Origin of the sequence: Streptomyces venezuelae (genome assembly GCF_008642275.1) — a bacterium.
Taxonomy (GTDB): Bacteria; Actinomycetota; Actinomycetes; order Streptomycetales; family Streptomycetaceae; genus Streptomyces; species Streptomyces venezuelae_E.
Genome location: NZ_CP029189.1, coordinates 6,903,899 through 6,929,195 on the forward strand (window position 1 = coordinate 6,903,899; position 25,297 = coordinate 6,929,195).

The 25,297-nt window shown below is 69.8% G+C and carries 21 protein-coding genes and 1 pseudogene; 9 read left to right on the forward strand and 13 right to left on the reverse strand.

The window, feature by feature from the left end; translation table 11 throughout:
- Positions 1–28: 28 nt before the first annotated feature.
- Together ectB and ectA are read right to left on the reverse strand one after the other, a co-directional pair.
- On the reverse strand, positions 29–1,297 hold the full coding sequence (gene ectB / locus DEJ51_RS30605) for a diaminobutyrate--2-oxoglutarate transaminase (RefSeq protein ID WP_150260867.1): 1,269 nt from the start codon (positions 1,295–1,297) through the stop codon (positions 29–31).
- Positions 1,298–1,363: 66 nt separating this feature from the next.
- Positions 1,364–1,912 (reverse strand): diaminobutyrate acetyltransferase, encoded by a 549-nt coding sequence (gene ectA / locus DEJ51_RS30610; RefSeq protein WP_051763202.1) that lies wholly within the window; start codon positions 1,910–1,912, stop codon positions 1,364–1,366.
- Positions 1,913–2,420: 508 nt separating this feature from the next.
- Here ectA and DEJ51_RS34750 point away from each other — a divergent pair.
- The 3 genes from DEJ51_RS34750 to DEJ51_RS30620 all read left to right on the forward strand — a co-directional run bounded on the left by DEJ51_RS34750 (position 2,421) and on the right by DEJ51_RS30620 (position 4,655).
- Complete coding sequence (locus DEJ51_RS34750) at positions 2,421–2,594, forward strand: hypothetical protein (protein WP_190620762.1); 174 nt, start codon at positions 2,421–2,423, stop codon at positions 2,592–2,594.
- A 498-nt stretch (positions 2,595–3,092) separates the two neighbouring features.
- Positions 3,093–3,491: a hypothetical protein gene (locus DEJ51_RS30615; RefSeq protein ID WP_150260869.1), complete on the forward strand. Its 399-nt coding sequence runs from the start codon at positions 3,093–3,095 to the stop codon at positions 3,489–3,491.
- Between the two features lie 501 nt (positions 3,492–3,992).
- Entirely contained in the window at positions 3,993–4,655 is a 663-nt protein-coding gene (locus DEJ51_RS30620) for a methyltransferase domain-containing protein (RefSeq protein WP_150260871.1), read from the forward strand.
- Here the strand turns inward: DEJ51_RS30620 and DEJ51_RS30625 are convergent.
- From DEJ51_RS30625 to DEJ51_RS30665, 9 genes are all read right to left on the reverse strand, one after another.
- Positions 4,625–5,122: a hypothetical protein gene (locus DEJ51_RS30625; protein ID WP_150260873.1), complete on the reverse strand. Its 498-nt coding sequence runs from the start codon at positions 5,120–5,122 to the stop codon at positions 4,625–4,627. The genes DEJ51_RS30620 and DEJ51_RS30625 overlap by 31 nt on opposite strands.
- Positions 5,119–6,294 carry a molybdopterin-dependent oxidoreductase gene (locus tag DEJ51_RS30630; protein WP_390135840.1) on the reverse strand — a complete coding sequence of 392 codons (1,176 nt, stop codon included), beginning with the start codon at positions 6,292–6,294 and terminating at the stop codon, positions 5,119–5,121. Before DEJ51_RS30630 ends, DEJ51_RS30625 begins: the two co-directional genes overlap by 4 nt.
- Positions 6,295–7,590: 1,296 nt before the next feature.
- Entirely contained in the window at positions 7,591–8,580 is a 990-nt protein-coding gene (locus DEJ51_RS30635) for an ABC transporter substrate-binding protein (RefSeq protein WP_150260876.1), read from the reverse strand.
- A 61-nt stretch (positions 8,581–8,641) separates the two neighbouring features.
- Positions 8,642–10,627, reverse strand: coding sequence for an ABC transporter permease subunit (locus DEJ51_RS30640; protein ID WP_150260878.1), 1,986 nt, complete (start codon positions 10,625–10,627; stop codon positions 8,642–8,644).
- Positions 10,624–11,763: a glycine betaine/L-proline ABC transporter ATP-binding protein gene (locus DEJ51_RS30645; protein WP_150260880.1), complete on the reverse strand. Its 1,140-nt coding sequence runs from the start codon at positions 11,761–11,763 to the stop codon at positions 10,624–10,626. Before DEJ51_RS30645 ends, DEJ51_RS30640 begins: the two co-directional genes overlap by 4 nt.
- The gene (locus DEJ51_RS30650; RefSeq protein ID WP_150260882.1) at positions 11,763–13,301 is read right to left on the reverse strand and encodes a GMC family oxidoreductase; all 1,539 of its coding nucleotides are present in this window, start codon (positions 13,299–13,301) and stop codon (positions 11,763–11,765) included. Before DEJ51_RS30650 ends, DEJ51_RS30645 begins: the two co-directional genes overlap by 1 nt.
- Positions 13,302–13,374: 73 nt before the next feature.
- The gene (locus DEJ51_RS30655; protein ID WP_150260884.1) at positions 13,375–14,874 is read right to left on the reverse strand and encodes an aldehyde dehydrogenase family protein; all 1,500 of its coding nucleotides are present in this window, start codon (positions 14,872–14,874) and stop codon (positions 13,375–13,377) included.
- A 1,094-nt stretch (positions 14,875–15,968) separates the two neighbouring features.
- Entirely contained in the window at positions 15,969–16,295 is a 327-nt protein-coding gene (locus DEJ51_RS30660; protein ID WP_150260886.1) for a hypothetical protein, read from the reverse strand.
- A 301-nt stretch (positions 16,296–16,596) separates the two neighbouring features.
- Positions 16,597–17,502, reverse strand: a complete 906-nt coding sequence (locus tag DEJ51_RS30665; protein WP_150260888.1) for an NADP-dependent oxidoreductase — start codon at positions 17,500–17,502, stop codon at positions 16,597–16,599.
- Positions 17,503–17,696: 194 nt separating this feature from the next.
- Here DEJ51_RS30665 and DEJ51_RS30670 point away from each other — a divergent pair, with 194 nt between their 5' ends.
- From DEJ51_RS30670 to DEJ51_RS30695, 5 genes are all read left to right on the forward strand, one after another.
- Positions 17,697–18,644 (forward strand): helix-turn-helix domain-containing protein, encoded by a 948-nt coding sequence (locus tag DEJ51_RS30670; protein WP_150260890.1) that lies wholly within the window; start codon positions 17,697–17,699, stop codon positions 18,642–18,644.
- Between the two features lie 299 nt (positions 18,645–18,943).
- A complete protein-coding gene (locus DEJ51_RS30675) occupies positions 18,944–19,090 on the forward strand; it encodes a cytochrome c-type biogenesis protein CcmH (protein WP_150260891.1) in 147 nt (48 codons plus the stop codon).
- Entirely contained in the window at positions 19,090–19,656 is a 567-nt protein-coding gene (locus DEJ51_RS30680) for a PRC-barrel domain-containing protein (RefSeq protein WP_150260893.1), read from the forward strand. Before DEJ51_RS30675 ends, DEJ51_RS30680 begins: the two co-directional genes overlap by 1 nt.
- Positions 19,653–20,114: a hypothetical protein gene (locus DEJ51_RS30685; RefSeq protein WP_150260894.1), complete on the forward strand. Its 462-nt coding sequence runs from the start codon at positions 19,653–19,655 to the stop codon at positions 20,112–20,114. The genes DEJ51_RS30680 and DEJ51_RS30685 overlap by 4 nt, the downstream gene beginning before the upstream one ends.
- Before the next feature lie 1,184 nt (positions 20,115–21,298).
- Positions 21,299–22,645: a DUF2254 domain-containing protein gene (locus DEJ51_RS30695; RefSeq protein ID WP_150260895.1), complete on the forward strand. Its 1,347-nt coding sequence runs from the start codon at positions 21,299–21,301 to the stop codon at positions 22,643–22,645.
- 219 nt (positions 22,646–22,864) lie between these two features.
- Here DEJ51_RS30695 and DEJ51_RS30700 read toward each other — a convergent pair whose 3' ends face one another.
- Both DEJ51_RS30700 and DEJ51_RS30705 read right to left on the reverse strand, forming a co-directional pair.
- Positions 22,865–23,179: a Na+/H+ antiporter NhaA gene (locus DEJ51_RS30700; RefSeq protein WP_150260896.1), complete on the reverse strand. Its 315-nt coding sequence runs from the start codon at positions 23,177–23,179 to the stop codon at positions 22,865–22,867.
- Between the two features lie 342 nt (positions 23,180–23,521).
- A complete protein-coding gene (locus DEJ51_RS30705; RefSeq protein WP_223836038.1) occupies positions 23,522–24,271 on the reverse strand; it encodes a DUF4142 domain-containing protein in 750 nt (249 codons plus the stop codon).
- Positions 24,272–24,469: 198 nt separating this feature from the next.
- Between DEJ51_RS30705 and DEJ51_RS35355 the strand changes: the two are divergent.
- Positions 24,470–24,724, forward strand: a pseudogene (locus DEJ51_RS35355) (hypothetical protein); the annotation flags it as partial.
- Positions 24,725–25,297: the final 573 nt, after the last annotated feature.

Sequence of the window (25,297 nt, forward strand, 5' to 3'; positions counted from 1 at the left end):
TGTTGTGCCTCTCTTGGGTGTGGGGCGTTCAGGCGGTCTCGTGGACGGAGCGGGCCAGGAGGTCGAGTCCCTCGTCCAATTCGTCAGCCGTGAGGGTGAGGGGCGGGAGCAGCTTGACCACTTCCCCCTCGGGGCCGGAGGTTTCGACGAGCAGGCCGTGTTCGAAGGCCTTGCGGCAGACGGCCTCGGCGCGCTGCTTGTCGGTGAATTCGATGCCCCACACCAGTCCGCGGCCCCGGTAGCCGGCTCCGCTGCCCTCGTGGTCTGCGCAGAGGCGGCGCAGGGCGCTCTCGACGCGTCCGCCGTGCACCAGCGTCTGCTGGCGCAGGGCGCCGTCGCCCCAGTACGCCTGCAGGGCGGCCGTCGCGGTCACGAAGGCGGGGTTGTTCCCGCGGAAGGTCCCGTTGTGCTCACCGGGCTCCCACACGTCCAGTTCCGGCTTGAACAGGCAGAGGGCCATGGGCAGCCCGTACCCGCTGATGGACTTGGACACGGTCACGATGTCCGGGACGATGCCCGCCTCCTCGAAGGAGAAGAAGTCCCCCGTCCGGCCACAGCCCATCTGCACGTCGTCGACGATGAGCAGCATGTCGCGCCGGCGGCACAGGTTCGCCAGGCCCCGCAGCCATTCGGCGCGGGCCACGTTGACACCGCCTTCGCCCTGGATCGTCTCGACGATGACGGCGGCGGGGTGGTTCAGCCCCGAGCCCTGGTCCTCCAGCAGCCGTTCGAACCAGAGGAAGTCGGGGACCCGGCCGCCGAGGTAGTTGTCGAACGGCATCGGAGTGGCGTGCACGAGCGGGATGCCGGCTCCGGCCCGTTTGAAGGCGTTGCCGGTCACGGAGAGAGAGCCGAGCGACATGCCGTGGAAGGCGTTGGTGAAGGAGACGACCGCTTCACGCCCCTTGACCTTGCGCGCCAGCTTCAGGGCTGCCTCGACGGCGTTCGTTCCGGTCGGGCCGGGGAACATCACCTTGTAGGGGAGGCCGCGCGGCTGGAGGACGGTCGACTGGAAGGTCTCCAGGAACGCCCGTTTCGCGGTGGTCGACATGTCCAGTGCGTGAGTGATGCCGTCGCGCTCGATGTACTCGAGGAGGGCGGTCTTGAGCACCGGGTTGTTGTGTCCGTAGTTGAGGGATCCGGCGCCGGCGAAGAAGTCGAGGTAGGCGCGGCCCTGCTCGTCGTAGAGCCGGCTGCCGCTGGCCCGCTCGAAGACGACCGGCCAGGCGCGGCAGTAGCTGCGTACCTCTGACTCCACGGTCTCGAAGATGGTCGGGGCCGGGGCGGTGATGGTCAACGTATGCTCCAGTGCAGGTGTGTTGCGTGCAGACGCAGGCGGGACAGAGCCCGGACCGAACGGGGTTCAGAAGGACAGCGGACCGATGCGGTACAAGACCTCTGCTTCGTGGTCTTCGTCAGGGAACTGATCGCTTCCGAAGAGGACTTCGCGCCGTACCTGCGCGCTGTGCCGCTCGGCGTAGGAAGCGAACAGCCGCTCCGAGGCCGCGTTGTCGGGCGTCACGGTCGCCTCCAGGCATCGCAGGCCGTGCTCTTCGGCAACCCGCCGGGAGAGCGCGTCGAGAAGCGCGCCGGCGACACCCAGCCCCCTCAGGGACTCGTCGACGGCGATCTGCCAGATCAGCAGTGTCCGCGGCGCCTCGGGCCGCAGGTAGCCGCTCACGAAGCCGACCGGCTGCCCGGATGCGTCCCGGACCACCGCGGACGTGCCGGCGAAGTCGCGGCACCACAGCAGGTAGCTGTACGGCGAGTTGAGGTCGAGGGCCTTGGAGTCGCGGGCGATTCGCCAGAGGGCGGCGCCGTCACTCACGTTCGGGCGATCGAGGCGCAATCCGGTGGGAAGGGCCAGGACGTTGTCTCGGTAGTGGGCCGGTTCTGCACGAGCGGTGGTCATGCGGGCCGAAGTTACCCAGCAAAAAATGAAATTGCACCGGCTCGATGGCTTACCTGAAGCGCCGTCCTGTGGTATTTCATTCGCTTCGCAGAGGGGGGCTGACGTGACCGTTCGGCGAGGCGAGCCAGCCTAAAATGGGACATACCCCCTAATATCTTTTCAAAGTAACGAGATTGCAACACATTTGCTTCATGCTAAGTTTGCGACTTGAACGTTATGGCATTGTCGGCCGCTCGAAGGTTTGAGCAGCCAGCACCTGGATATTCGGCGCCCGAATGGTTGCGCGTCCGGCCGGACCGCGGCGACCCGAGACCGCTCAGGCCGTACCGTGGCCGACGCGCAGGCGGATCGCGTCAGTGCGGCGATGGCACGGGCCGTCCCTCGTGATGGATTCAGGCTCGCCGCTCCCCCGCCCGGCCCCGTGACCCTGGTCTCGCGGGAAGGTGTACCTGCGGGCCTTGAGGTGAGAACCTGGGTCGACCCAATCCTCCGTACGGGAGCAACCATCATGACTCGCCGGTTTCGGACTCGGGTCTCGCCCCTCTTCGCCTTCGGCGCCGTGCTCGCCGCCGCCGGTGTCGTCCTCTACGCGACGCCGCTTCCCGGCGTGCCCGTACTGGCGGCTGGAGCCTTCGTCCTGGCGACCGCGGCAGCACTCTGGGTAGCGGCGAACCAGCGCTGATCGGGACGCGCACTCGCGCTCCTACGAGAGCGTATGGGTCACCCCGAATGATCACGCTGCCACCACCGATGCGGTGGATTACTGGAACGACGTTCTGCTGGAGGTGGTCCGGCGCAACCTCGCGATGTACGACGCGGAGTCCTCGTACCAGCTGCAACTGGAAGGGCAAGATCACTTCCGAGCCCACCTCCAGGCCGAGACGTGTGCGGGCTGGCTCGAGGGGCCGGACGAGGAGGAGCGCGTCATCGGCCGCACCGCCGACCACATCCTCCGAGGAATCGACCCGGGGCAGACCCACTACCTGGACGCGCGGTTCCGTGTCCGCTTCGGCAGCGAGTCCACCGGATTCGACGTCCTCGACGCCACCGTCGTCAACAAGATGGTGGCGCCGGTGCGCACCGCACGTACGAGCGACGGCTCCGACAAGGATCTGGCCGTGGTCGGCGACAAAGGCCGGGGCCGGGTGGCTACTTCGGCTGCTCCCGGGACAGCCAGGCCGTGGCGCCCTTATGGGGGCAGGTCGAGCCGTTCGTACTGGCCTCGGCCTCACAGTTGCGGCCCCCGCCGCCCGACCTGTACGGCACGTACGAAAAGCTGCTGGCCAGCGACGACCACCAGCGGCAGGTCGGGGCGGCGCGTACGGCCGGGGCCGACAAGCCCACGGGCCGTACACCGGTGATGAGCCGGACGCCGGACCGGGAAGTCCCCGCCCGGCTCTGGGAGCACGACGAGGACGGCACCTGTAAACCTCCGGGCCAGTTCCCCCAGGCCACCCGCGAGATTGCCACCCATCGCAAGCTCAACACCGACGAGGACGCCCGCCTGTTCGTACGCCTCGACCGCGAGGGCGGACACGGGCATCGCGGTGCGGGACGCGTAGTTCCTGACCCCGATTGATCTGTGGCGGCAGGTATCGGCGATTCGCGAAAGTGGCCTGGAACCGGGGTGGGAGCCGCTGCGGAAGACACGGGCAGGAGTCAACGTCAACCGCGCTCCCCTGTCTGGACCTCCGGGCGCGCCACTTCGGCGCCGACTGGGCGGAGTGACGAGGCAATGGTTCGGCAGCGACGACGTGGCTTTCACCATGACCATTGACGCCCCCCGTCCCCGGTCAAGTCCCGCTCCCTCATCAGGTTCAGCCAGGCTGCACGCGAAGCTAATGGTGTTCCGGACCCTCTACTCGGTACCGGGACGTCCGCAACACCGGTCGGTCCCCGTGTGACCTCGCGGGCGTCACGATCAGACCGCCGAGGCCGGACCCTCGGGGACGTAAGTCAATCGTCACGATCTCGGCCGGGAGAGGGCTGTACTGGTTCCCACAGTGGAGACGCGGGGCCGTCTGGGGGAATCCGCTGCCTGGAACGCCTCACCGGCACGGCGGGCGGCGAGACATGGGGGATGACAGCTCACGAATACCGGGCATGGAACAGCCGCCCCTATGCGCGGGCGATCTACGCCCCACAGCCTGCCCCGCCCCTGTCCCTGCGCGATGCGGAGGGCTGGCACTTCCCCCTGGACCTGGAGCGGTGGTGTGGCCGGGCGGACGAGGCCGACCGGACGGTGCTGCGCCGGTGCACCGGCCGGGTGCTGGACATCGGATGCGGCGCCGGCCGGCTGGTCGAGGCGTTGACGGGTCGGGGCCGCCCAGTCCTCGGCATCGACGTCTGTCCCTCCGCCGTGATCACGACGGTGTGCCGGGGCGGGTGCGCGATGAGCGGGTCGGTCTTCGATCCGTTCCCCGACGAGGGTCGGTGGGGGACGGCGCTGCTGATCGACGGGAACATCGGCATCGGTGGCGACCCCCGACGGTTGCTCCGCCGCGTCCGGGCCCTCGTGCACCGGGAAGGCATCCTCCTGGTGGAGGTCGCCGCCACCGATGTGGACGAGCGCCGCCGCGTCCGCATCCATGCCGGTCAGAGGCCCGTGAGTGACATCTTCCCTTGGGCCATGGTCGGAGCCACGGCGCTGAACCGCCAGGCCGTGTTGGAAGGATGGACCGAGGCTGAGCGGTGGATCAGCGCCGGAGGGCGTCACTTCGTTGCACTGCGCGCCTGCCGCTGAGACCGGTTCCGTTGCCGCGTCCGTACGATCAGGACCACGGCCGAGGCGGCGAACAGCACGGCGGTGATCAGCAGCCACCGGGCCAGGAAGCCGTCCGCGGGAAGAGCGGTCGCGGCGGTGAAGTGTCCGACCTGTTCGAGGATCAGCGGCCACCAGACCAGGAGCAGGACGCCGGAGACGAACGCGGGCACGCGGACGTGGTTCACGCTCACCCGCAGCGCGCGCCGGCCTTCATCGGAGCCTCGGATGAAGAGGGTCTGAGCAGCCCGGTCGGTGAGCGAGTAGAGGGGGAGCAGGACCAGGTCGTGGAGGAGGGCCGCCCCGACGAACCACAGGGCCACGCCGACGGTGTCCCCCTCGAACAGGCGCAGTCCGGCGTAGAGCGCGAGGGCGAACGAGGCAAGGACGAGGAGCAGGTGCAGCGGGGAGGCGCCGTAGCGTCGGCGGAAAGCGGTCGAAGCGCTCATGCCGGCTCTCCGAACGTCAGGCGGGTGACCCATTTGGTGTTGTGCACTCCGGGTGCCCCCGGCACGATGATCCGCGCCGGATAGCCGTGGTCGGGCGAGAGCGTCGCCCCGTTGACCCGGAGAGCCAGGAGGGATCGGCTGTCGCGGACCTGCCTGTCGCTCAGAACGGCCGAGCGGAACGAGCCGCCACGCTGCACCGACTCCACCAGGACCTCGGGCGTGTGTACGCCGAGCCCGACGAGCGCGGCGAGATCGGTGAGCCGGACCCCGCTCCACTGCTGGTCGGTGGTGGACCAGCCTTCCACGCAGGCGATGGGCAGGGCCGCCTGGTGCTGCGTCATGGCCAGCAGCTGCCGGTACGTCAGGTCGACCTGGCCTCCGGGCCCGCGTACGGTCAGCCGCCAGGCGGGGCCGACATCGCTGGGCCGGATGCCGACCGAGGCGGCGGTCTTGTTGATCTGGAAGCCGTTCGGTCCCGAGCCCGGGTCGCGGCCGTGCGGTGCCAGCAGTGCGGTCTGCCGCCACCATCCGCCGATGCTCTGCCCCGCCGTGACCACCAGCAGTGCGACGGACCCGAGCCCGACTATGGCCAGGGCGCCCCGGCGGGAGATGGTCGGCTCCGCCGGGTGTGGCGCGACCAGCCCCGCCGCCTCCTCGGTACCCGCGGCGGGCTCCCCGAGACGGCGCCTGACGGCGCGCAGGGCCCTGGGCAGCCGGAACGTCACGTGCACGACGAAGGCGCCGATGAACACCCAGGCTCCGTAGAAGTGCAGGGTGTAGAAGGAGCCGGGGAAGATGTAGTGGAGCTGGACGTTGAGGATGCCGGTGACGAATTCGAAGCCGGCGCCGCCGACCAGCAGGAGCAGGGACAGCCGGTCGAGGGCGTGACTCGCCGAGCGGATCGGGGGCCATTCGAACAGCTTCGGGATGACCGACCACAGCTTCGCCAGCAGCACGGGCACCAGCACGACCCCGAGCGTCACGTGGACGCCCTGCGTCAGCCGGTAGAGCCAGTACGGCGAGGTCGGCCAGGAGAACAGGTAGAAGCCGAGCCACCCCTTGTCGGGGGTCTGGTCGTTCACCGCCGCGAGATCCGGGTTGTACGCGGCGTACGACAGCAGGCCCGTCACGAACAGCACCGTGATCCCGAACAGCAGGACAAGCCCGAACACCGCGGTCAGCCACGGGCCGCGGAGCGGGCTGCGCCAGAACTCCGGCCGCGTCGGCCCCGGGGGAGGCCCCTTCCCTGCAACCGAACGTACGGCTTTGCCCAGCCGTGACACCCGACCGGGCCCTGATTTCACGCTGTTTTGATTCGCGGGCCGCGGAGTTCCTGAGGCGGTTGCGGCACTGGCGTCTTCCGCCCCACCGGCCTCCAATGGCGGCATGCCATTCGGCGGCTCGTGCCCGCTACCGCTCGCACTCATCGGACACCTCTACGAAGATCCGGACCATCTCCATGGCGAGATATAGGTCATCGGAGAGAACATGCCGCACTCCGGATATGCCTGCGCCGACGACACGCCAAGGGCGGGAATGCGTACGCATCCGGGTGCTCGTTCGGACGGCCTTCGGGGAAGCTGGGTCGGCCCACGCTGGCTCCGGCTGGACCTGTCGACGAACGGTTCTCGCGTGGGTGACGGAGCCGTACGAGCGTGCACAGTGCGCGCTCCTTGTGGACAAACGGGGCAGGCGCTGGTCTGCGGACGGTTGATCTGCCGTTCCGGGACCCGCCCATCTCGGATTCCGGGTAAGTGATCCCTACGGCGGTCGGCTCGGAGTCTGGCCGTGAACTGCCGCAGGAACGAGTGGCGTTCGGCGTGCTGACAGGTGTTTCGGCCGAAGGTATTCGACCCTTCGTCGCGAAGATCGAGGAGTCGGTCACGCGTACCGCCCGCGCATGACCGAGCCGGTCTCTGGCCCAGTTCGACCGGGGTCGGGGGCCGAGTGCATGCTGCTGGCGCCGGAAGCGAGCGAGACGTTGTTGCTCTGGGCGTGGCTGGTCGTTCCCGGTGATCCCCCTATGGAACGGGACCACGCCAGCGGGTGAGCGGGAAGCTGCCCGGCTAACAGGGCGCTTGGCGAGGCGGATCAATACAGGCGGCGTCCGAACCAAAGATTTCTGCCATCAGCGCTCGCAGTGCGAGAACGGCATCCGTCGCCTCTCGGCGCACCCGTAGTGAGCGCAGGGGTGGACGTGAGGCTGCTCGACCACCGGTCCCGGCGAGCCGTGCTCACGGGTCAAGGCTGCTCGGACGGGACGTGGCCGAGGTGCCGGACGGGCCCCGCGGTACCCCGCTCCTGGGGGAATCCGAAGGGCTGAAAGAGGCGTCCGGAGCGGGACCTGGCCCTCGGGCCGGTCCCGCTCCGGTCTGAGACGCCTCTGGGCCTCGGACCCGAGGCAGTCAAACGCCGCCACCCGGGGCTGCGATTGCCGGGAGTGGCGCGCGCACTGCGCCCGCCACGCGCTACTTCTTCGGCAGCCATGCCTTCCAGGTGGACTCGTTCTCCTTGACCCACTTCTCGGCTGCCTTCTGCGGGGTCATCTTGTCGGCGGCGACGTACTTGGCGACGAGGTTCTGCTTCTCGGTCGTCCACGTGAAGTTCTTCAGGAATTGCGCCGCGTCGCTGTCCTCCTTGGCGAAGTCCGCGTTCATCCACTTCTTCAGCGCAACATCGGGGTAGGCGCAGGCGACGGCCTTCTTGTCCGCGTCACAGCCGTCCTGGTACGGCGGCAGTTTCACCTCGACCAAGTCCATGGTCGCGTTCATCCACTGCGGGGTCCACCAGTAGGTGAGGAAGGGCTTCTCGTTCTTGTAGAGCTGCTCCAGCTGTGCCAAGTGCGTGGCCTCTGCGCCGGCCTCGATCGGCTTGTAGTTCAGGCCGAGGTTCTCGATCAGGGCGTTGTCGTGCGAGACGTAGGACGGGTCGCCCTTGATGAACTGGCCCTTGTCGCCGCTCTCGGGGGTCTTGAAGAGGTCGGCGTACTTGTTGAGGTTCTTGTGGTCGGTGATGTCCGGGTGCTGGTCCGCCACGTACTTCGGGACGAACCAGCCGATGTGGCCCGTCACGCCGAGCCCGCCGGCAGCGACGACGCTCTTGTTGCCCTCGACGTAGCGCTTCTCCTCCTGGGGGTGGCCCCAGTCCTCCAGGATCGCGTCGATCTTGCCCTGACTCATCGCGTCCCAGGCCGGGTTCTCGTCCATCTGCTGTGTCTTGACCTTGTACCCGAGCTCGTGCTCCAGCAGGTAGGCGGCGACAGCGGTGTTGACCTCGGCGCCCACCCAGGACGGTGTGTGCAGGCTGACGGTCTTGGCGTCGCCACCGGTTTCGGCGGCGCTGCACGCGCCGACGGTGAGCAGGGCGAGAACGCCGGCCGCCGCGAGCCCGACTCTCGTGTTTCGGGCCGATGCTTGCCGGCGGATCTCGGAGCGGACACTGTGAGTGTGGGTGGTCATGGGTGACTGCCTTTCCTACGGGTGAGCGGGGGTGGGGGTGGGCTCGTTCGGCCCGAGCCGGTCAGTGCCGGGCGAGTACGGAAGACGGTCCGGAGGACGGCTGGGTCAGCTTGTCGAGGGCCAGGCCGAGGCAGACGATGCCCGCGCCGGCGATCAGGCCGGTGCCGAGTTCGCCAGCGGTGAGGCCTTTGACCACGTCGAAGCCCAGTGCTCCGCCGCCGACCAGGCCGCCGATGACGACGACGGCGAGGACGAGTACGACGCCTTGGTTGGCGGCGACCAGCAGTGCCGGGCGGGCCAGCGGCCACTGCACGTCGCGGATCTGCTGCCAGGTGGTGGCGCCCAGCGAGCGGGACACCTCCATGGTGACTGGGTTGACCTGCTGGAGGCCTTGGGTGGTGACCCTTACCACGGCAGGCAGGGCGTAGACGGCTGCAGCGGTGATCGCGGCGACCCGCCCGGCGTTGAAGAGCTGGACGACCGGGATGAGGTAGATGAACTGCGGCAGCGTCTGCATGGCGTCGAACACCGGGCGCAGCAGTCGTTCCACCGTCTGGACGCGGGCTGCGAGGGTGCCGATGGCGAAGCCCAGCAGCAGGGTGAGAGCGACGGCTACAAGAACCTGGGACAGGGTGTAGAGCGACTTGCCCCAGATGCCCAGCACGCCGGTGCAGGACAGGGCGAGTACGGCGGTCAGCGCGCCGCGCCAGGTGCCGACCAGCCAGGCGATCACGCCGGTCAGGAGCAGTAGGGACCACCACGGCAGTGCCTGAAGCCCTGCGTCGAGCGGGTTGAGCACCCAGCTGGTGAAATTGCCCGCCCAGACCGAGGTGCCGCCGAGGACGGGGACGTCCTGGTAGGCGGCGCCGACCAGCCAGTCCACGGCGGTGTTCAGAGGGGCGGCGATGTCCACGGTCAGGGCTTCGGGCCAGCCGGCCGCCAGGCGCGGGCCCACCAGCAGGCCGGCGGCCGCCACCGCGACGGCGAACCCTGTGCTCCGGCGGCCGACCGGGCTGCCGAGACGGGCCCCGGCCGCCGCGGTCGTCCGGTCGAGCCAGATGGCGATGAGTACGATGGCCAGTCCGGCGGTGAGACCCTGGCCGAAGTCCCGTGTCTTCAGGGCCTGGTAGACGCTCTCACCGAGTCCGCCGGCGCCCACGACGGAGGCGATGACCACCATGGACAGGGCCATCATGATGGTCTGGTTCAAGCCGAGGAGGAGTTGCGGCCGGGCGACGGGCAGCCGTGCCGTCCACAGTCGCTGCCACCCGGTCGAGCCCAACGACCGGGACGCTTCCAGAACCCCGGGATCCGCGCCGCGCAGGCCCAGGGTGGTCATCCGGACCATGGGGGGAGCGGCATAGATCACCGTGGTGATCAGCGCTGAGGGAGTGCCGATGCCGAAGATCAGGACGAGTGGGAGCAGGTAGGCGAAGGACGGCAGTACCTGCATGGTGTTCAGCACCGGGCGCAGGATCCGCTGGGCGGTGTCGGAGAGCCCGCCGGCCAGGCCCAGCAGCAGCCCGAGGACGGACGCCGCCGCGACGGACACCAGCATCAGGGCGAGCGTCTCGGTCGCCTGCTCCCACAGCCCCAGCAGGCCGCAGCCGGCGAGGGAGCCGAGAGCGACGGTGGCCGGGGCGCCACCCCTGCGCCCGCCGCCTCCGGCGTACGAGGCGAGTGCCGCGGCGACGGCGAGCACACCGGCCCAGCCGGCCGAGGTGAGCAGGCTGTGCACCCAGGCGACCGAGTCGGTGGCCGCGTTGGACAGGTGCAGGAGGAAGTAGAGGAAGACGGGGTGGCTTTCGCGGTTGTCGACCACCCAGTCGGCGAAGGAGTCCAGGGCGGGTACCAGGTCCACGCGCAGTGCCTGCGGCCAGCCGCCGTCCGCGAGCAGCGAGGCGGTCGGCAGCAGCAGGGCGAGGAACAGGAGGACCGCCGGGGCTGAGGGCCTGGAAAGTCGCCGGATCCGGCGGGCCGGGGGCGTCTCGCTGTGGGCCTGCGCTCCGTCGCGGGCGACGGGCCGGCGCGAGGCGGTGGTGCTCATGCGGTCACCGCGTCCGTGGCCTGCTCCGACTCCGGATCCGCGCCGGCCGCGTCAGGAAGCCCGGCCGCGCCCCCCGCCGGGCCGCTGTCCGCTCCGGCGTCGGCCGGCGCGAGCCCGGCCACCACGGCGAGCAGCAAAGCGTGGTCGGCGACCCCGAGGAGCTCGCCGTCGGCCATGACCCGGGCGGGCACCCCCTCCCGGGCCACGGCGGCGATGCCCTCGGCGACCGTGGCGTCCGGTGCGAGCACTGCGCCTTGGCGGGCCTCGTCGCCGATGGCCGGACGCATAGCGCGGGACACGGGCACGATCTGCTCGCGAGGCACGTCGCGCACGAAGTCGCGAACGTAGTCGTCGGCCGGCCGGGTAACGATTTCCTCGGGCGTGCCGAGTTGCACCACGGCGCCGTCGCGCATGAGTGCGATCCGGTCACCGAGCTTGAGGGCCTCGGCGAGGTCGTGGGTGATGAAGACCATGGTCCGGCCCTCCTCGCGGTGCAGGCGGGCGACCTCCTCCTGCATGTCGCGCCGGATCAGCGGGTCGAGAGCGCTGAACGGCTCGTCGAAGAGCAGGACTTCGGGATCGGCCGCGAGCGCGCGGGCCAGGCCCACCCGCTGCTGTTGGCCGCCGGAGAGCTGGTTCGGGCGGCGGTCCTCCAGACCGGCCAAGCCGACCTTCGCGACGACCTCGCGGGCCCGGGCCCGCCGCTCGGCCTTCCCCACACCCTGGATCTCCAGCCCGTACGCGACGTTGTCCAGCACGGTGCGGTGGGGGAGCAGACCGAAGTGCTGGAAGACCATCGCGGCACGGTGCCTGCGCAGTTCGCGGAGCCGTGCCCGGTCCATGGCCAGTACGTCCTCGCCGTCCATGGCGAGCTCACCGCTGGTGGGCTCGACGAGCCGGGTCAGGCACCGGACCAGTGTGGACTTGCCGGACCCGGACAGGCCCATGACGACGAACACCTCGCCCCGGCGGACGTCGAAGGAGACGTCCCGGACGGCCGCGGTGCAGCCGGTCCGCTCGCGGAGCTCGGCCGGGGAGAGCGAGGCGTACTGCGGGTCTGCGGGTACGCGTTCGGCCTTCGGCCCGAATACCTTCCACAGGCCGCGGACCGAGAAGACGGGATCGTGGCCGTCCATCAGGCGGCCTCCTTTCGGGCGGCGTCCGACACAAGCAGGTCGGCGCACTTTTCGCCCACCATCAGGACGGCGATCATCGGGTTCACGGCGGGAATGGTCGGGAAGACGGAGGCGTCGGCGATCCGGATGCCCTGAAGGCCGCGGACCGTCAGGTCGGGGGCAACCACGGCCAGACCGTCGTCGTTGGCGCCGATCCGGCAGGTGCCGGCCGGGTGGTACACGGTGTGGGCGACCTTCCGCGCGTACTCGCTCAGCTCCGCGTCCCCGGTGACCTCGGGGCCGGGGCAGACCTCACGGCCGAGCCAGGAAGCGAGCGGCTCGGCCGCCGCGATCCTCCGCGCGATCCGGATGCCATCGACCAGGGTGCGGGCGTCGTAGTCGTGGTCGTCGGTGAAGTACCGGAAGTCCAGAGCGGGTTTGGCCTCGGGGTCGGCGCTGGTCAGGTAAAGACGCCCGCGGCTCCGGGGCTTGGGTATGTTCGGTGTCATCGACACGCCGTGCGCGGGCCGTTCGTAGCCCAACCGCTCCGGGTTGTCGGTGAAGGGGATCTGGTAGAAGTGGAACATCAGGTCGGGCCCGGCAGAGCGGGGGTCGCGGCGCACGAACAGGCCGGCGTCGCTGTCCATCGCGGAGTTGTCGGGGATCGGCCTGTGCGTCTCCCAGACGATCACGGACTCCGGGTGGTCGAGGAGGTTCTCGCCGACTCCCGGCAGATCGTGGCGGACCTCGATGCCGAGTGCGGCCAGGTCCTCGCGCGGCCCGATGCCGGAGTGCATCAGCAGCCGCGGGGTGTCCACCGCGCCGGCGCAGACCACCACCTCGCGGGACGCCCGCAGCAGGATCTCCTCGCCGTTCTCGGTGCGCGCCCGCACGCCGGTTGCGCGGGTGCCATCGAGTTCCAGCCGGTACGCCCAGGTCTCCAGCAGCAGTTCGAGGTTCGGCCGGTCGAGGAAGGGGTGCAGGTAGGCGACCGATGCGGAGGAGCGCTTGTTGTCCTCCGGGTGGTACGCCAGGTCGAAGAAGCCGGCGCCCTCGTGGAAGGGCCGGCGGTTGAAGCTGTCGACCTCCGGCACGCCCAGCGCGTTTTGTGCGGCGGCGACGAAGTCCCGGGCGATGGCATTGCGGTCCTTCTCGGCGACCGGGACGATGTTGTTGAGGAGCTTGCCGAAGTACGGCTCCATGGACGAGGCGTCCCAGCCGGCGGCGCCGAGGGCGGCCCACTCGTTCCAGTCGGACGGCAGCGGCTTGAAAGCGATGAGGGTGTTGTGTGACGAGCAGCCGCCGAGGACGCGCGCTCGGCTGTGCCGGATGTGGGAGTTGCCGCGGGGCTGTTCGGTGGTGCGGTAGTCGTAGTCCAGCTCGCCGCCGAGCAGCCCCATCCAGCTTCGAAGGGTGAGGACTTCGGGGCGATCGACATCGGAGGGGCCGCCCTCGATGACGGCGACGCTGACGCCGGGATCTTCGGTCAGGCGGGAGGCGATCACCGAACCGGCGGTGCCACCGCCGACGATCACGTAGTCGTAGGTGTGGTCGGACAAGGTGCATTGCTCCAAGGGGCGTGGGGGTCTTCGGGTGCGGGCGGGGCCATGGGCCCGTCCGCCCGTGGGTGGGTCAGCCGGAGAACCACCGCACGGGACGGGGCGCCAGGTTCTGGTAGATGTGCTTGGCCTCGCGGTACTCGGCGAGTCCGGAGGGCCCGAGTTCCCGACCGATGCCCGACTTGCCGAAGCCGCCCCACTCGGCCTGGGGGAGGTAGGGGTGGAAGTCGTTGATCCACACGGTGCCGTGGCGGAGCCGGCCGGCCACACGGCGGGCCCGTGCCGCGTCCGCGGTCCAGACGGCGCCCGCGAGCCCGTACTCCGTGTCGTTGGCGAGCGCCACCGCCTCGTCCTCCGTCCGGAATGTCTCCACGGTCAGGACGGGGCCGAAAACCTCCTCGCGGACCACCCTCATCCGGCGGTGGCAGCGGTCGAGGACCGTAGGCTCGTAGAACCAGCCGCCGGCCGGCCGAGTCTTGGACGGCTCGGGGCGGGCGCCGCCGCTGCGCAGTACGGCGCCCTCGCCGAGCGCGGAGGCGACGTACTCCTCGGTGCGCTCCAGCTGGGCCAGGGAGACCAGAGGCCCGCACTCGACGTCCTTCTCGGTGCCGCGGCCCAGTCGGATGCGGCGGGCCCGGCGGCTCAGTTCGGCCACGAACCGCTCTCGTACGGACTCCTCGATGATCAGCCGGGAACCGGCCGAACAGACCTGGCCGCTGTGGATGAAGGCGGCGTTCAGAGCCTGGTCGACGGCCGTGTCGAAGCCGGCCGCGGTGTCGCAGGAGTCGGCGAAGACCACGTTGGGGTTCTTGCCGCCGAGCTCCAGAGCCACCTTCTTGACCCCGGGCGCTGCCGCCTGAGCCACCTTCACACCGCTGGTCAGGCCGCCCGTGAAGGAGACCAGGTCCACGTCCGGGTGCTCGCAGAGCCGGGCGCCGACGGTGTGACCGGGGCCGGTGACCACGTTCGCGACCCCGCTGGGCAGTCCGGCCTCGCTCAGCAGCGCGATCAGTGCCGCGGTACTGAGCGGGGTGATCTCGCTCGGCTTGACCACGAAGGTGTTCCCGGCGGCCAGAGCCGGGGCGATTTTCCAACTCGCCTGCAGCAGTGGGTAGTTCCATGGAGTGATGAGCGCGCACACCCCCACGGGCTCGTGGACGACGACGCTGTGCACGGTGTCGCTGCCGGCGTCCACGACGCGTCCCGCACCCTCTGTCAGGACCAGGTCGGCGAAATAGCGGAAGGCGTCGGCCACGCAGTCGACATCGATGCACCCCTCCCCGACGGTCTTCCCGGCGTCGCGGCTTTCCAACAGGGCGAGTTCCTCGCGGTCGCGAACCAGCAGGTCGGCCACGCGGCGCAGCAGCGCTGACCGTTCGGACACTGCCGTGCCCCGCCACACCCCCGAGTCGAAGGCGGCGCGGGCCGAGGCGACCGCGGCGTCGGCGTCCGCCGCACCGCCCTCGGCCACCACGGCGAACGGCTGCCCGTCCGCCGGGTCGAGGATGTCGCGCGTCTCACCGCTCAGTGCGCCGCGCCAGGTGCCGTCCACGTGGATGGTCGTTCGTGTCATCAGGAGCCAAGTGACTTTCTTGTTCTGAGGGGTTGGAGCAGGCGTCTCGGTGCTCTCGGAGTCCGGCCGCGGCGGCGTGCGGCCCACGAGGTACGGGTGGACACGTTCAGAGCGCCGCCCGCAGTGTGCTGCAGTCGGCGGGAACGCAGGGCGGCACGTCGGTGCACGGCGTCGGCGTCCAGGGGAGGCGGGTGGTCATGCGGGCCGAAGTTACCCAGCAGCGGTCGAAATCGCACGGAGCGAAATGCTTGCTTCAGTAGTTCTTCGGTGCTACGTCACAGCCGCCTCAGGCCTCCGGAAAGGTGACCGGAGGCACGTCCATTTCGGATATAGCGCGCTAATGCGGATGATACTGAGCGATTCATAACGAGGCTATAACACATTTGCATCATGCCAATTTTGCGACATGAACGTTATGCCATCGTCGGGAACCCGAGGGTTTGGCCAGGCCGCGAGTGGTTAGGGAGTGCCTGGAAATGCCAGCCCCGAGGTGCGAACGGGCGCCGACGGGAGGCCACGGACACGCCCCGAATGCCTGACCGGAGCAGGCTGATTGGCTCGGGTGCCGCAGCGCTGGTCGCCTGGAGAGCGGGGCCCCACGCGTCAGTTGGACGGGCATTCGGACGGGTCGGGCCCGGAGGAGGCGGGAGCAGGCGCGCGGTGTGCAAGCTGCGCTCCCTCCAACCGGCGGCGGGCAGTGCTGGCGGCCGACCGGTTAGAGAAGGAGGGGCAGTGCGCACGCTGCGGCATCCCCTGACCGTCACGGTGCCATGGCATTGGCGATCACCTGGGCGCCGATACTCGGGTTCACCCAGTCCGCGGTCGTCCAGGCAGTGGTCGCAGGTTCACCGTCGTCGCGCTGCTGCGCGATGACCGCTCCCGCACGCCGGCCACCGCCGTCGGCAGGGGTACCGCCTCCGCTTCCTGCTCGTACGACGTGGTGGCTCCGGCCCGCTCACCGTGCAGTGCGCGTCGTGCAGTTGCAGGCACTGGGCACGGTGTGCGCGCGTCTTTCCGTGCTGCCGGGTGCCCTTCGGCACCGCATGAAGTGCAGGACGAGTCCGCAGCCGAGCCCGGCTCAGCCCCGCCGCGGGTCATGCTGGAGGAGTCTCGGCCGGCTCGGCGGGCATGTTGGGCCGCTCGGACTTGAGGTGCGCGACCTCGTCTCCGTGATGGCGCAGGGCCAGCGCCAGGGCGCGCGAGGTGTACTGGAAGATCCCGGTCGCGGCGAACGGTAGCGAGAGCAGCAGGAGGCCGAGCATGTCGGCGGGGTCGCGGGCGACAGCGCAGCGGATGCCTTCGGCTTCTTCGTACGTCTGCTTTCGTGACTTCCGACCGTCGTCGCCATCGTCGTAGAAGACTCGGGATGCGCATTCGATGCTGCCGTTGGCATCCCGCTCAATGCTGAAGGGGGCGAACAACTGGTAGGCGAGGGTGAGTCAGATGCAGCCGGCCACCAGAAGCAGGAAGCTCCCCCGGGTCTCGCTGCGGGCCGCGCGCTCGCGGAAGGAGTTCTCGTGCGCGTCTGGTGTCATGACGCTGAATCTATCCCCCCGCGGTGTTCCGGTGGGCAAGCGGCCCGGCCGCGAAGGGACGGACCGCCGCACGACTGCCAGAAGACGCCCGCACAGGCGGAGGACCCCCGGCCGCCTCCGGGTGCGGCCGGCCGCAGCCGGGCGTCCTGCGTGGCCGCCCGCTGCGATGCGGCACGTCGGCGGTGCCTTAGAAGCCGAGCACCAGCTTGCCGCGCACCCGGCCCGCCTTGCTGATGCGGTGCGCCTGCGCGGCTTCCTCCAGGGGAAGCACCAACTGGACCTCGACGTGCACAGCGCCCGAGTCGATCAGCGCGCCGATGCGGCCCAGCGCCTGGCCGTCGGGGGCGACCACCACGCGGCGGGCGGTGATCCCGGGGAGGCGGTGCGCCTCGTCCAGGGGTTCCGGGAGCGTGATGAGGGCGCCGCCCGGCCGCAGGAGCCGCCACGAGGCTTGCTGTACCAGACCTCCGACGGTGTCCAGGACGATGTCGAAGGGCTCCGTGGTGGACAGGTCCGTCGTCGCGCGGTCGATCGGCTCGTCGACGCCGAGCCGACTCAGGAAGTCAAGGTTGCGGGCGGAGGCGGTGGCGGTGACGTGTGCTCCGAAGTGCCGGGCGAACTGCACGGCGAAGTGGCCGACGCCGCCGGCGCCCGCGTGCACCAGGACGCGCTGACCCGAGTCCACCCCGCCCGCCTCCAGCGCCTGCCACGCCGTCAGGGCAGCCAGCGGCACGGCGGCGGCCTGCGCGTAGGACAGCCGGTCCGGCTTGGGGGCCGCGGCGGAGACGGGCAGGACGGCCAGCTCCTGGTAAGCGCCGCCGTACGGAAGCGGCAGCATCCCGTACACGGCCTCGCCCACGGCCGGGCCGCCCGCCACCGTGGCCCGGACCACGCCCGCCACGTCCCAGCCCATGCCCAGTGGGAACGGCCGGTCGCTGCGCACCGCTCCTTCCCGGTGCTTCCAGTCGACCGGGTTCACCCCGGCGGCCATGACCTCCACCAGTATCTCGCCCTCCGCCGGCGCCGGTGCCGGCCGTCGGGTGAGTTCCAGCACGCTCTCGTCGCCGTACCGGGAGAAAACCACTGCGCGCATCGAAGCCGCTCCTGTCTTATAGGCCCTGCTCGTTGGTGTGCGTCGCTCTCGTCGTGCCGCGACGGGTCCACGGTGCTGCACCAGCGTTGGCCGAGCCACTACCCCCCGAGTACCAGGCAAGGGGTGAGCCAAGGGGTCGGAGGGGGTACTGACGGAGGAGGGCTCCGGAAGTTCGCCGATGGATACTGGCCTGCATGAACTCGGCGACCCCACTCGGTAGGTTCCTCACGTCACGGCGGGCCCGGGTGACCCCGGCGGAAGCCGGCCTGCCCGCCCTCGGCCGGCGCCGGGTACCGGGGCTGCGCCGAGAAGAGGCCGCCGAACTCGCGGGCGTCAGCGTCGTCTACTACACGCGCCTGGAGCAGGGCCGTGCAGGCAATCCGTCCGACGCCGTGCTCGACGCCCTCGCGCGGGTGCTACGGCTCGACGCGACCGAGCACGCACACCTGCACGACCTGGCACGCCAAGCGGGTCGGCGTGCCGCCCCGGCCCTTGCCGACCGTCGCCGGGACGCCATCGAGCGCGGCGACGGAGCCCCGGCCGGGCACGATCGGCCGGGCGCCGAGCCGGGCGCGTCCGTACGGGAGGAACTGCGCCGGCTCCTGACGGCCGTCGGAGCCGTCCCCGCGTACGTCCTGTCCCCTGCAATGGACGTCCTCGCCGCCAACGACCTGGCCCTGGCCGTGGTCGGCGGCCCCGACGAAGCGCAGCCCGGACAGCTGAACCTCGCGCACCACGTATTCCTCGACGCCTCCGCTCAGGAGCTGTACCCGCGGTGGGCGGAGGTGGCCCGCCAGACCGTGGGATTCCTGCGCTTCTGTGCCGGGCGCCGGCCCGAGGACGCGCGACTGGCTGCGGTGGTGGCCGAACTGAGCAGCCGTAGCCCGGAGTTCCGGGAGATGTGGGCGACTCGGGACGTGCGGGAAAAGACGTACGGCACGAAGGCTTTCCGCCATCCGGTGGCCGGAGGTTTCGACCTCGCCTACGAGACCCTCGTGCTGCCGGGTGACGAGGGCAGTGCGCTGGTCGTCTTCACAGCCCCCGACGCTGGGGCCGAGGCCGCGCTGCGACTGCTGGGCCGTTGGGCGGCGTCGGCGGGCGCGCCGGGCCTCGGGCGCCTCCCTGCCGGATCCGGTTCCTGACTCCGTTCCCACGCCGGGCCCCGAGGATCCGCTCGGGGGCGTCCTGGCCGGTTCCTCGGCGAGTCCAGGGCGCCACCACACCCGCGCTGTCCGCGGCCGCACGGCCCTCCCGGCCGGTCGGCGTGCATCAGCTCGGACTGCGAGGCTCCGCCGAGTCCGTTTGAAGCGGCGTCCCAGAATGCCGGACCGGTAGCGGCCTGCGGGATGCCTGGAAGGATGGGAAACAGGCGTGCGACGGGTGCGACGGGGCAAGAGCAGTGTACGGACCCCAAGCGTGTCACGGGATGGAGGGCCGGATCGTGGAGTGGTGGCTTTGGCTGATCGCGGTGCTCGTCATCCTGGTGGTGATCGGCATCTCGGCGGTGGTGACGCAGGCGCGCCGCCGACGCGGAGGTCCGGTGGTCGAACAGCACCCCCCGCCCCCCGAAGGCGGGGGTGAGCGGTGATGGCGTTTCTGACACGGGTGGGGGATGTCGTGGGGCGTCCCGTGGTGACTTTGGGCGGGGATGTGATCGCCCAGATCAAGGACGTGGTGCTGGACCCCGGTGACGGACGGGTAACGATGTTTACGCTGAGTGGCCGGGGGTTGCTGTCCGGGCCATTGCGCGAGGTTCTTCACTGGGAGGGCGTCCATGCCCTGGGCATGGACGCCGTCATGGTCGCTGCCCGTTCGGCCGTGGCCGGCCCGGACGAGTCCAGGTCGGTCGGGGCCCCGGATGCCGGTGTGAGCGGTGCCCGGGTCCTCACGGCGGAGGGGGAGGACATGGGGCGGGTCGCCGATGTCGTCCTCGATGTAGAGCAGGACGCGGCCCGGATGGTGGGGTACGAGGTCCGCCTCGGCGACCACGGTGCCGGGGAGGCGACGGTGCTGTTGCCCGTTCCTCTGCCGGCGGCTGCCTCGGGCGAGAACGTGGTGGTGCCCGAGGCGTCGTTCAGGTTCGCCGTCGCCGATCTGGCGGGCTTCCGCGAGGCGGCCGCCGGCTTGGAGCAGGCGCTGAAGGAGGCACGGTGAGGCGATTCGGGGAAGTGATCCGCCTTCCTGTGGTCGCGGCCGATACCGCCGAGCGGGTGGGCATGGTGACCGGACTGGTGACGGCGGCGTCACCCGCAAGGGTGGAATTCGTACGCATGCGCTCATCGCGGGGCGACGAGATCGTCCCGTGGGAGCAGATACGGGCAATCGGCCCGGACGCGGTCATGATCTTCCGTGCCTCGGGTCCCTATGCGGAGGCGGGCGCGGATGACCGCGCGTCTGACCCGGTGGGCAAGCAACTGCTGACCGATCGCGGCCAATGGCTCGGGGATGTTCAGGAATGCGCCTTCGACGAGGCGGACGGTAGGCTCATCAGCTTCTCCACGACCACTGATGTGTTCGCCGGTGACCGTCTTCTCGGCGTCGGTGACTTTGCTGTGGTGATCAGGAGCGAGGCGTCGCGTGAGAAGGTGGATGGTGAGACCGCGTCCACCTGACCGGTGCATCCGCCTGGTGGGTGCCAAGCCCGGCCACCCCGGGTGTGTCGGGAAGGAGCGGGATCACGATGAACCGGTAGGAGCGCGAGGTCGGCCCGGGACCGGCTCGCCCGGCCGACGCGGCATGCCGGGAGAGCTGCGTGAGCCTGTGCAGCGGACACCGGACACCGGACACCTGAGCGTCGAGTTGCGGGACGAGACGTGCCGGTGGTACACCGGCTCGGCCGGCACTGCCTCTTCGGGCACGTGCCGGAAGGCGGCGTTGCGGCGCCACAGTGCGACGTTGGCGGTCCACGCGGAGACTTGCGAACCGGTGAAGGCCGCAGCCTTGACGGGTTCGCCCACTCGAGCTGTCGGCTGCTCTCGCCTATTAGCTTTCCCGCTAGTGACGTTCTGTGACGCGGGCTCGCCACGGGTGTCGTCCGTGCAGAGGCTGGAGCCTCCGCATGTGATCGCCGAGCGGGTGCCTGGTGTCACCTCGCTGGCGGCGGGGCCGATGTGGGAGCCGTACTCGGTAGACCGAAGGACGTGGTCGACCAGTGGGGCAGCGGTCCTGGCTGGTCATTGGGCATGGTCGGGTGGTAGCCGCAGGTGCAGGTTCCGAACCGGGGCAGGGAATGGCCCTGCTCCTGGGACAGGGCCATGTACTCGTCCACCTCGTTCTGTGTGAGGTGGAACCCGTCGCAGGCCGCTCTCGCCGCTCACTGTCGCCCGGGCTTTCAGCCTTCTGCGGAACCAGCCCACGGCCGTCACCCCCTGTGCGAAGCCCGAGACCGCGATCGCGGTAGGAGAAGGTTGCCTCTCAGCCGGGGCTGGTACGCGCTGGGCGGCACTCCGGGCGCCGGACCGGATCCCCACGGGTTCCGAGCCGGGATCCGCGGGGGCGGGGTGAGCCGCGGGTTGCGAAGTCCCGCGCGGCTGTCTCGTGGGCCGGCCGTGACGTCGGCGTCGCATTTCCGCGTCTGTGGGGCCGCGCGCTGCGCTGGAGGCGGAGAAACCGGCCCCGTGCAAGCTTTGCGGATCAAGCCACGCCTCACATGGCCATGGCACCCAGTGGGACCGGCAGGAGCCGTTGGGAGGAATTACCCGCTGCGGCGCCCCGGACTGCGGTGTTCGCGCGATCACCGGCTGGCATCAACCCCCAAGGTAGGACAGTGTTGTTTTCAATCGGAAGGAGAGGCGTCATGGGAGCTGGCCCGCTGAGGCGTGACGCACTGCGGAGCCAGCTGTGGCCGCTGCCGACCCTGGGCGTCCTCCTCGCCGTCGCCGCAGGTGTAGGGCTGCCCAGACTGGACATGCGGATCCTGCGCCATATCCCGCCGTCCCTCACGGCGTACCTCTTCGGGGGCGGCCCGGCAGCAGCACGGACCGTGTTGGAGGCGATCGCCGGCTCACTGATCAGCGTCACGGCTCTGACGTTCTCGCTCACGGTCGTCACGCTGCAGCTCGCAAGCAGCCAGTTCTCCCCCCGTCTGCTGCGGACCTTCAACCAGGACCGCTACGTGCAGACCACACTCGCGCTGTTCCTCGCCACATTCACCTACGCACTGACCGTGCTGCGCACGGTGCGCACCGAGGCCAGCGGGCAACCGCCGTTCGTTCCGCAACTTTCAGTCACCCTCGCCTTCGTCCTCACCCTGGCGAGCGTGTTCGCGCTCGTGATCTTCCTCTCCCATCTGGCGCGCAAGATCCGGGTGGAGACCATGCTGCGCGACGTCCATATCGACGCCGACGCCACCCTCCGCAGGCTCCTGCCCGAGACCGGCCCTGCCACCACAGAAGGGACCACGGCGCCGGGACCGCCTGCCGACGCCCTGCCCCTGCTCGTCGAGACCTCGGGCTTCCTGGCCGCCGTGGACGAGAAGGCGCTCCTGGCGGCGGCGGTCGCCGCCGATGCCGTCGTCCTGATCGACCGCTGTCCGGGAAGCTCACTCATCGCCGGCACCCCCGCCGGAGTCGCCTGGTCCCGTACCGGCGCACCGTTGGCCCCGGACACCCGGCGCCTCCTGGTCGAGCAGACGGCCCGTGCGCTTGGCACCGCGTCCGAGCGCATCCCCGAGCAGGACATCTCCTTCGGCCTGCGCCAGCTCACCGACGTGGCTACCAAGGCGCTCTCTCCCGGCATCAACGATCCCACCACCGCGATCCACGCCCTCTCCCATTCCTCCGCACTCCTGTGCGAGCTGGCTCGGCGTGATCTTTCCCCCCGGCTCCTGCGGGACGACCGCGGCCAGGTCCGCGTCGTACTACGCCGGCCGACCCTCGCGGAACTCCTCCACCTCGCTGTCGCCCAGCCCATGCAATACGGTGCGGCAGACCCCGCAGTCCTGGCCCGCCTGTCCATACTGTTGCGCGAACTGGCCTGGCACAGCAGACCCGAACAGCGCCCCACCATCGCCGACCACCTCGCGCGGCTGCGTGCCACCACCGCCGCGCAGGAATTCCACCCGGGGGACAGGACCCACCTGGCCGACCTCGCCGACAGCGTCGACCAGGCTCTGAACAGGCGGTGGACCGCCGACGCCCCTTGACGTGCCTGCGGGTTCCGCTCGCACCGTCCTGCCGCTGGACCGGCATCCGCAGAGGAGCGAGGGGCGCCCTCCTCCTGCCCGCGCTAGATCAGAACTGAACCGCGATGGCGCCGGGCCCCACGAACCGACGAGTGGAAGCAGGCAGGAGTACAGCCCCTTGCGGAGCCATGAGAACGGCGAGAACGGGCGCGTGAGGGCAGAGTCTGAGGCGTACCGCGGTCAGCGGCCGTCGCCCGTCCCGGGGTCGTCGGCGCCGCCGGCGGCCGCTGCGGAGATGAGTGAGGCGATCAGTACCGCGGCTTTGACGGATTCCGCGTTGGCCCTGGCGGGGAAGGCGAGTTCACCGAGGAGCAGGGCGATGGTGAAGCCGATGCCGGCGAGCGCGGCGAGCCCGAGGACGTCGGCCCAGGCCAGTTCGGGGTTGAGCCGGGCGTGGGTGAAGCGCGCGGCGAACCAGGCACCGCCGAACGCGCCGATGACCTTCCCGGCGACGAGGGCGACCACGACTCCGAGAGGCTCGGGGGTCGTGAACACGCGGGCGAACGAGGGCCCGCGCCGGGTGTCGTGCCATCGGCGGGCTCAGGCCGGGTGCTGCCGGTGCCATCGTGGCCGGTTCAACGAGTAATCGCCCCGTGTTACAGGGTGTCCGTGGGCAGCTGCCAGCAGATGGCGAATCTCGGCTGGTGCGAGATCCACGAGGTCGGGCGTGTCCCGCTCGTCGCCCCTTTCCCTCGGGTGGCGGCGGTGACGGCCACCCGAGGCATGGGCGAGTATGCCGCGAAGCCGCGCTCGCTGGGGATATGTGACGGAGGCCCCGCTGATCCCGCCATGGTCGGCGTTCGAGGGACCTCGTGATGGAGGCGGTGGACCGGGAAGTCACTTGGCGATGGTGGAGGCGACATCGTCCAAGGTGGCATCCGTGACGAGGCCGGTGTCCTCCAGTACATCCATGTGGTCCTGGACGGTGACGTTGGCTTGGGTTGCAAGCCGTCTCACCAAGGAGTTCTTGGTGGATGCGCGGACCTCGCCGATGGTAATGAACACCTTGCCGTGGGAGGCGCGGAGCAGGTCCACGAAGAGCTGGTCGAACTCGCTGCCCTGGGTGCTTCGCAGCTGGTCGACCCAGCGTTGCTGTTCGGCTGTAGCTTGATCGGGGATGGGTACTCGTAGCGCCTCGGAGTCCTCGCGAACCAGTTGGTCGAGCTTGCTGTGTCCATCGAGAAGATGCAGGCCGGCCCGTTTGATCGCTTCGCTCGATCCGTTTGTCTGGGCGAGTCGGCCTGCCGGTATTTCCCACAGTCCGGCCTGCCGGACCTTGGCGAGGAAGCTCTTGTCCAGTTGGGTGACTGCGTTGGTGCTGGCCGCCTGAGGTACTGCCGCACCGGCGCCCACTGTCGGGGTGTGGGCTGAAGCCGACTCGTGGGTCGAGTCGTTCTTGAGGGAGAGCCATGCGGTTGCAGCGGCTGTGACCGCCACGCATGCGACCGCCGCGGCGAGCAGGCGGCCACGGCGACGACGAGACGAAGGTCGGATACTGCGTGCATGAGACTTCATCGTGGCTCCCTGGGCTTCGCGGCGTTCGCTGATGCCGGCACTGGCGTTGTGGCGCTTGGAACTGTGGGGCACGGCAAAGCTAACCTTTGCCCTAGGCAAACAAAGCGTTTTGGCGATGGTGCTCAAAAGTGGGGGGCGGGGGCCCTCATCGGCTAACATCCCGGCTCGCCGTTCGACGAGTAACCTGCACACCTGGTACCAACCCTGGTGGGGGCGCGCGCTCCGTAGCCGCCCGAGGAATCGGTCAGCGTCGGAAATGGAAGCGAAGCCATTTGCGCTACGGAGGGTCGACGATGGGGTCTCGCGAGGCAGGCGGGGGTGACGGTGGTTGCACCGCGACTGGCCGATCAAGAGGAGGATGTGGCGGGCCTCGGTGAGGTTCACGTGGGGGCGATGCTGGGGGTCCGGCTCCTGTCGAGCGAGTACAGCACTGGACCGGTGCACGATGGGCGCATCGACTCGCTGGGGCTGGACGAGAACGGTGCTCCGGTGATCGTCGAGTTCGAACGGGGCGCCGACGGCGGTTGATCTCGTACCCGGGTTCAGTAGGGACGTGAGGGCTGGGGCATCATGGTAAGGACGCCCTGGAGGTGCAGCTTCCGCCGCTAGGCGACGTCGAGCGATCGACCTGTTCATGCGAACGGGGCGGCGTCACCCGTTGGTGCGATGCCACTCCGCAGCTGTGACGGGCATGCTCGGCCGCAGACGTGCTGGCTGCCTGCGGAGGACGGCATCGAGCCCGAGCAGCAGGGTGAGGTGCCCTCAAAGGACCCGCCACCGAAGCACACGCTCCGTACCCGGCAATCGAGTTGAAGACGATCGTGGGCACCGGATCGCCCGTCGGGGAATCCCAGTAGTGATTGCAGGCCGTGCAGCGGCTGCCTACGTCGACAAGCTCCTGGGTGGGACCCGGACCCGGGAGAGGAGCCCGAAGTCCCGCGCTCCTCGCTTCGTCATCGTCGCCGCTGGGTCAGCGTTACTGTCCGCCTGCGTCTTTGGTCCAGGGGGCAAACCGACAGCGGCGAGCACGGCTGTGACCAGCACTGTGCCCCAACAACCCGAGCGCGGCGGTGAGAATGATGATCTCCACTGCGCCCA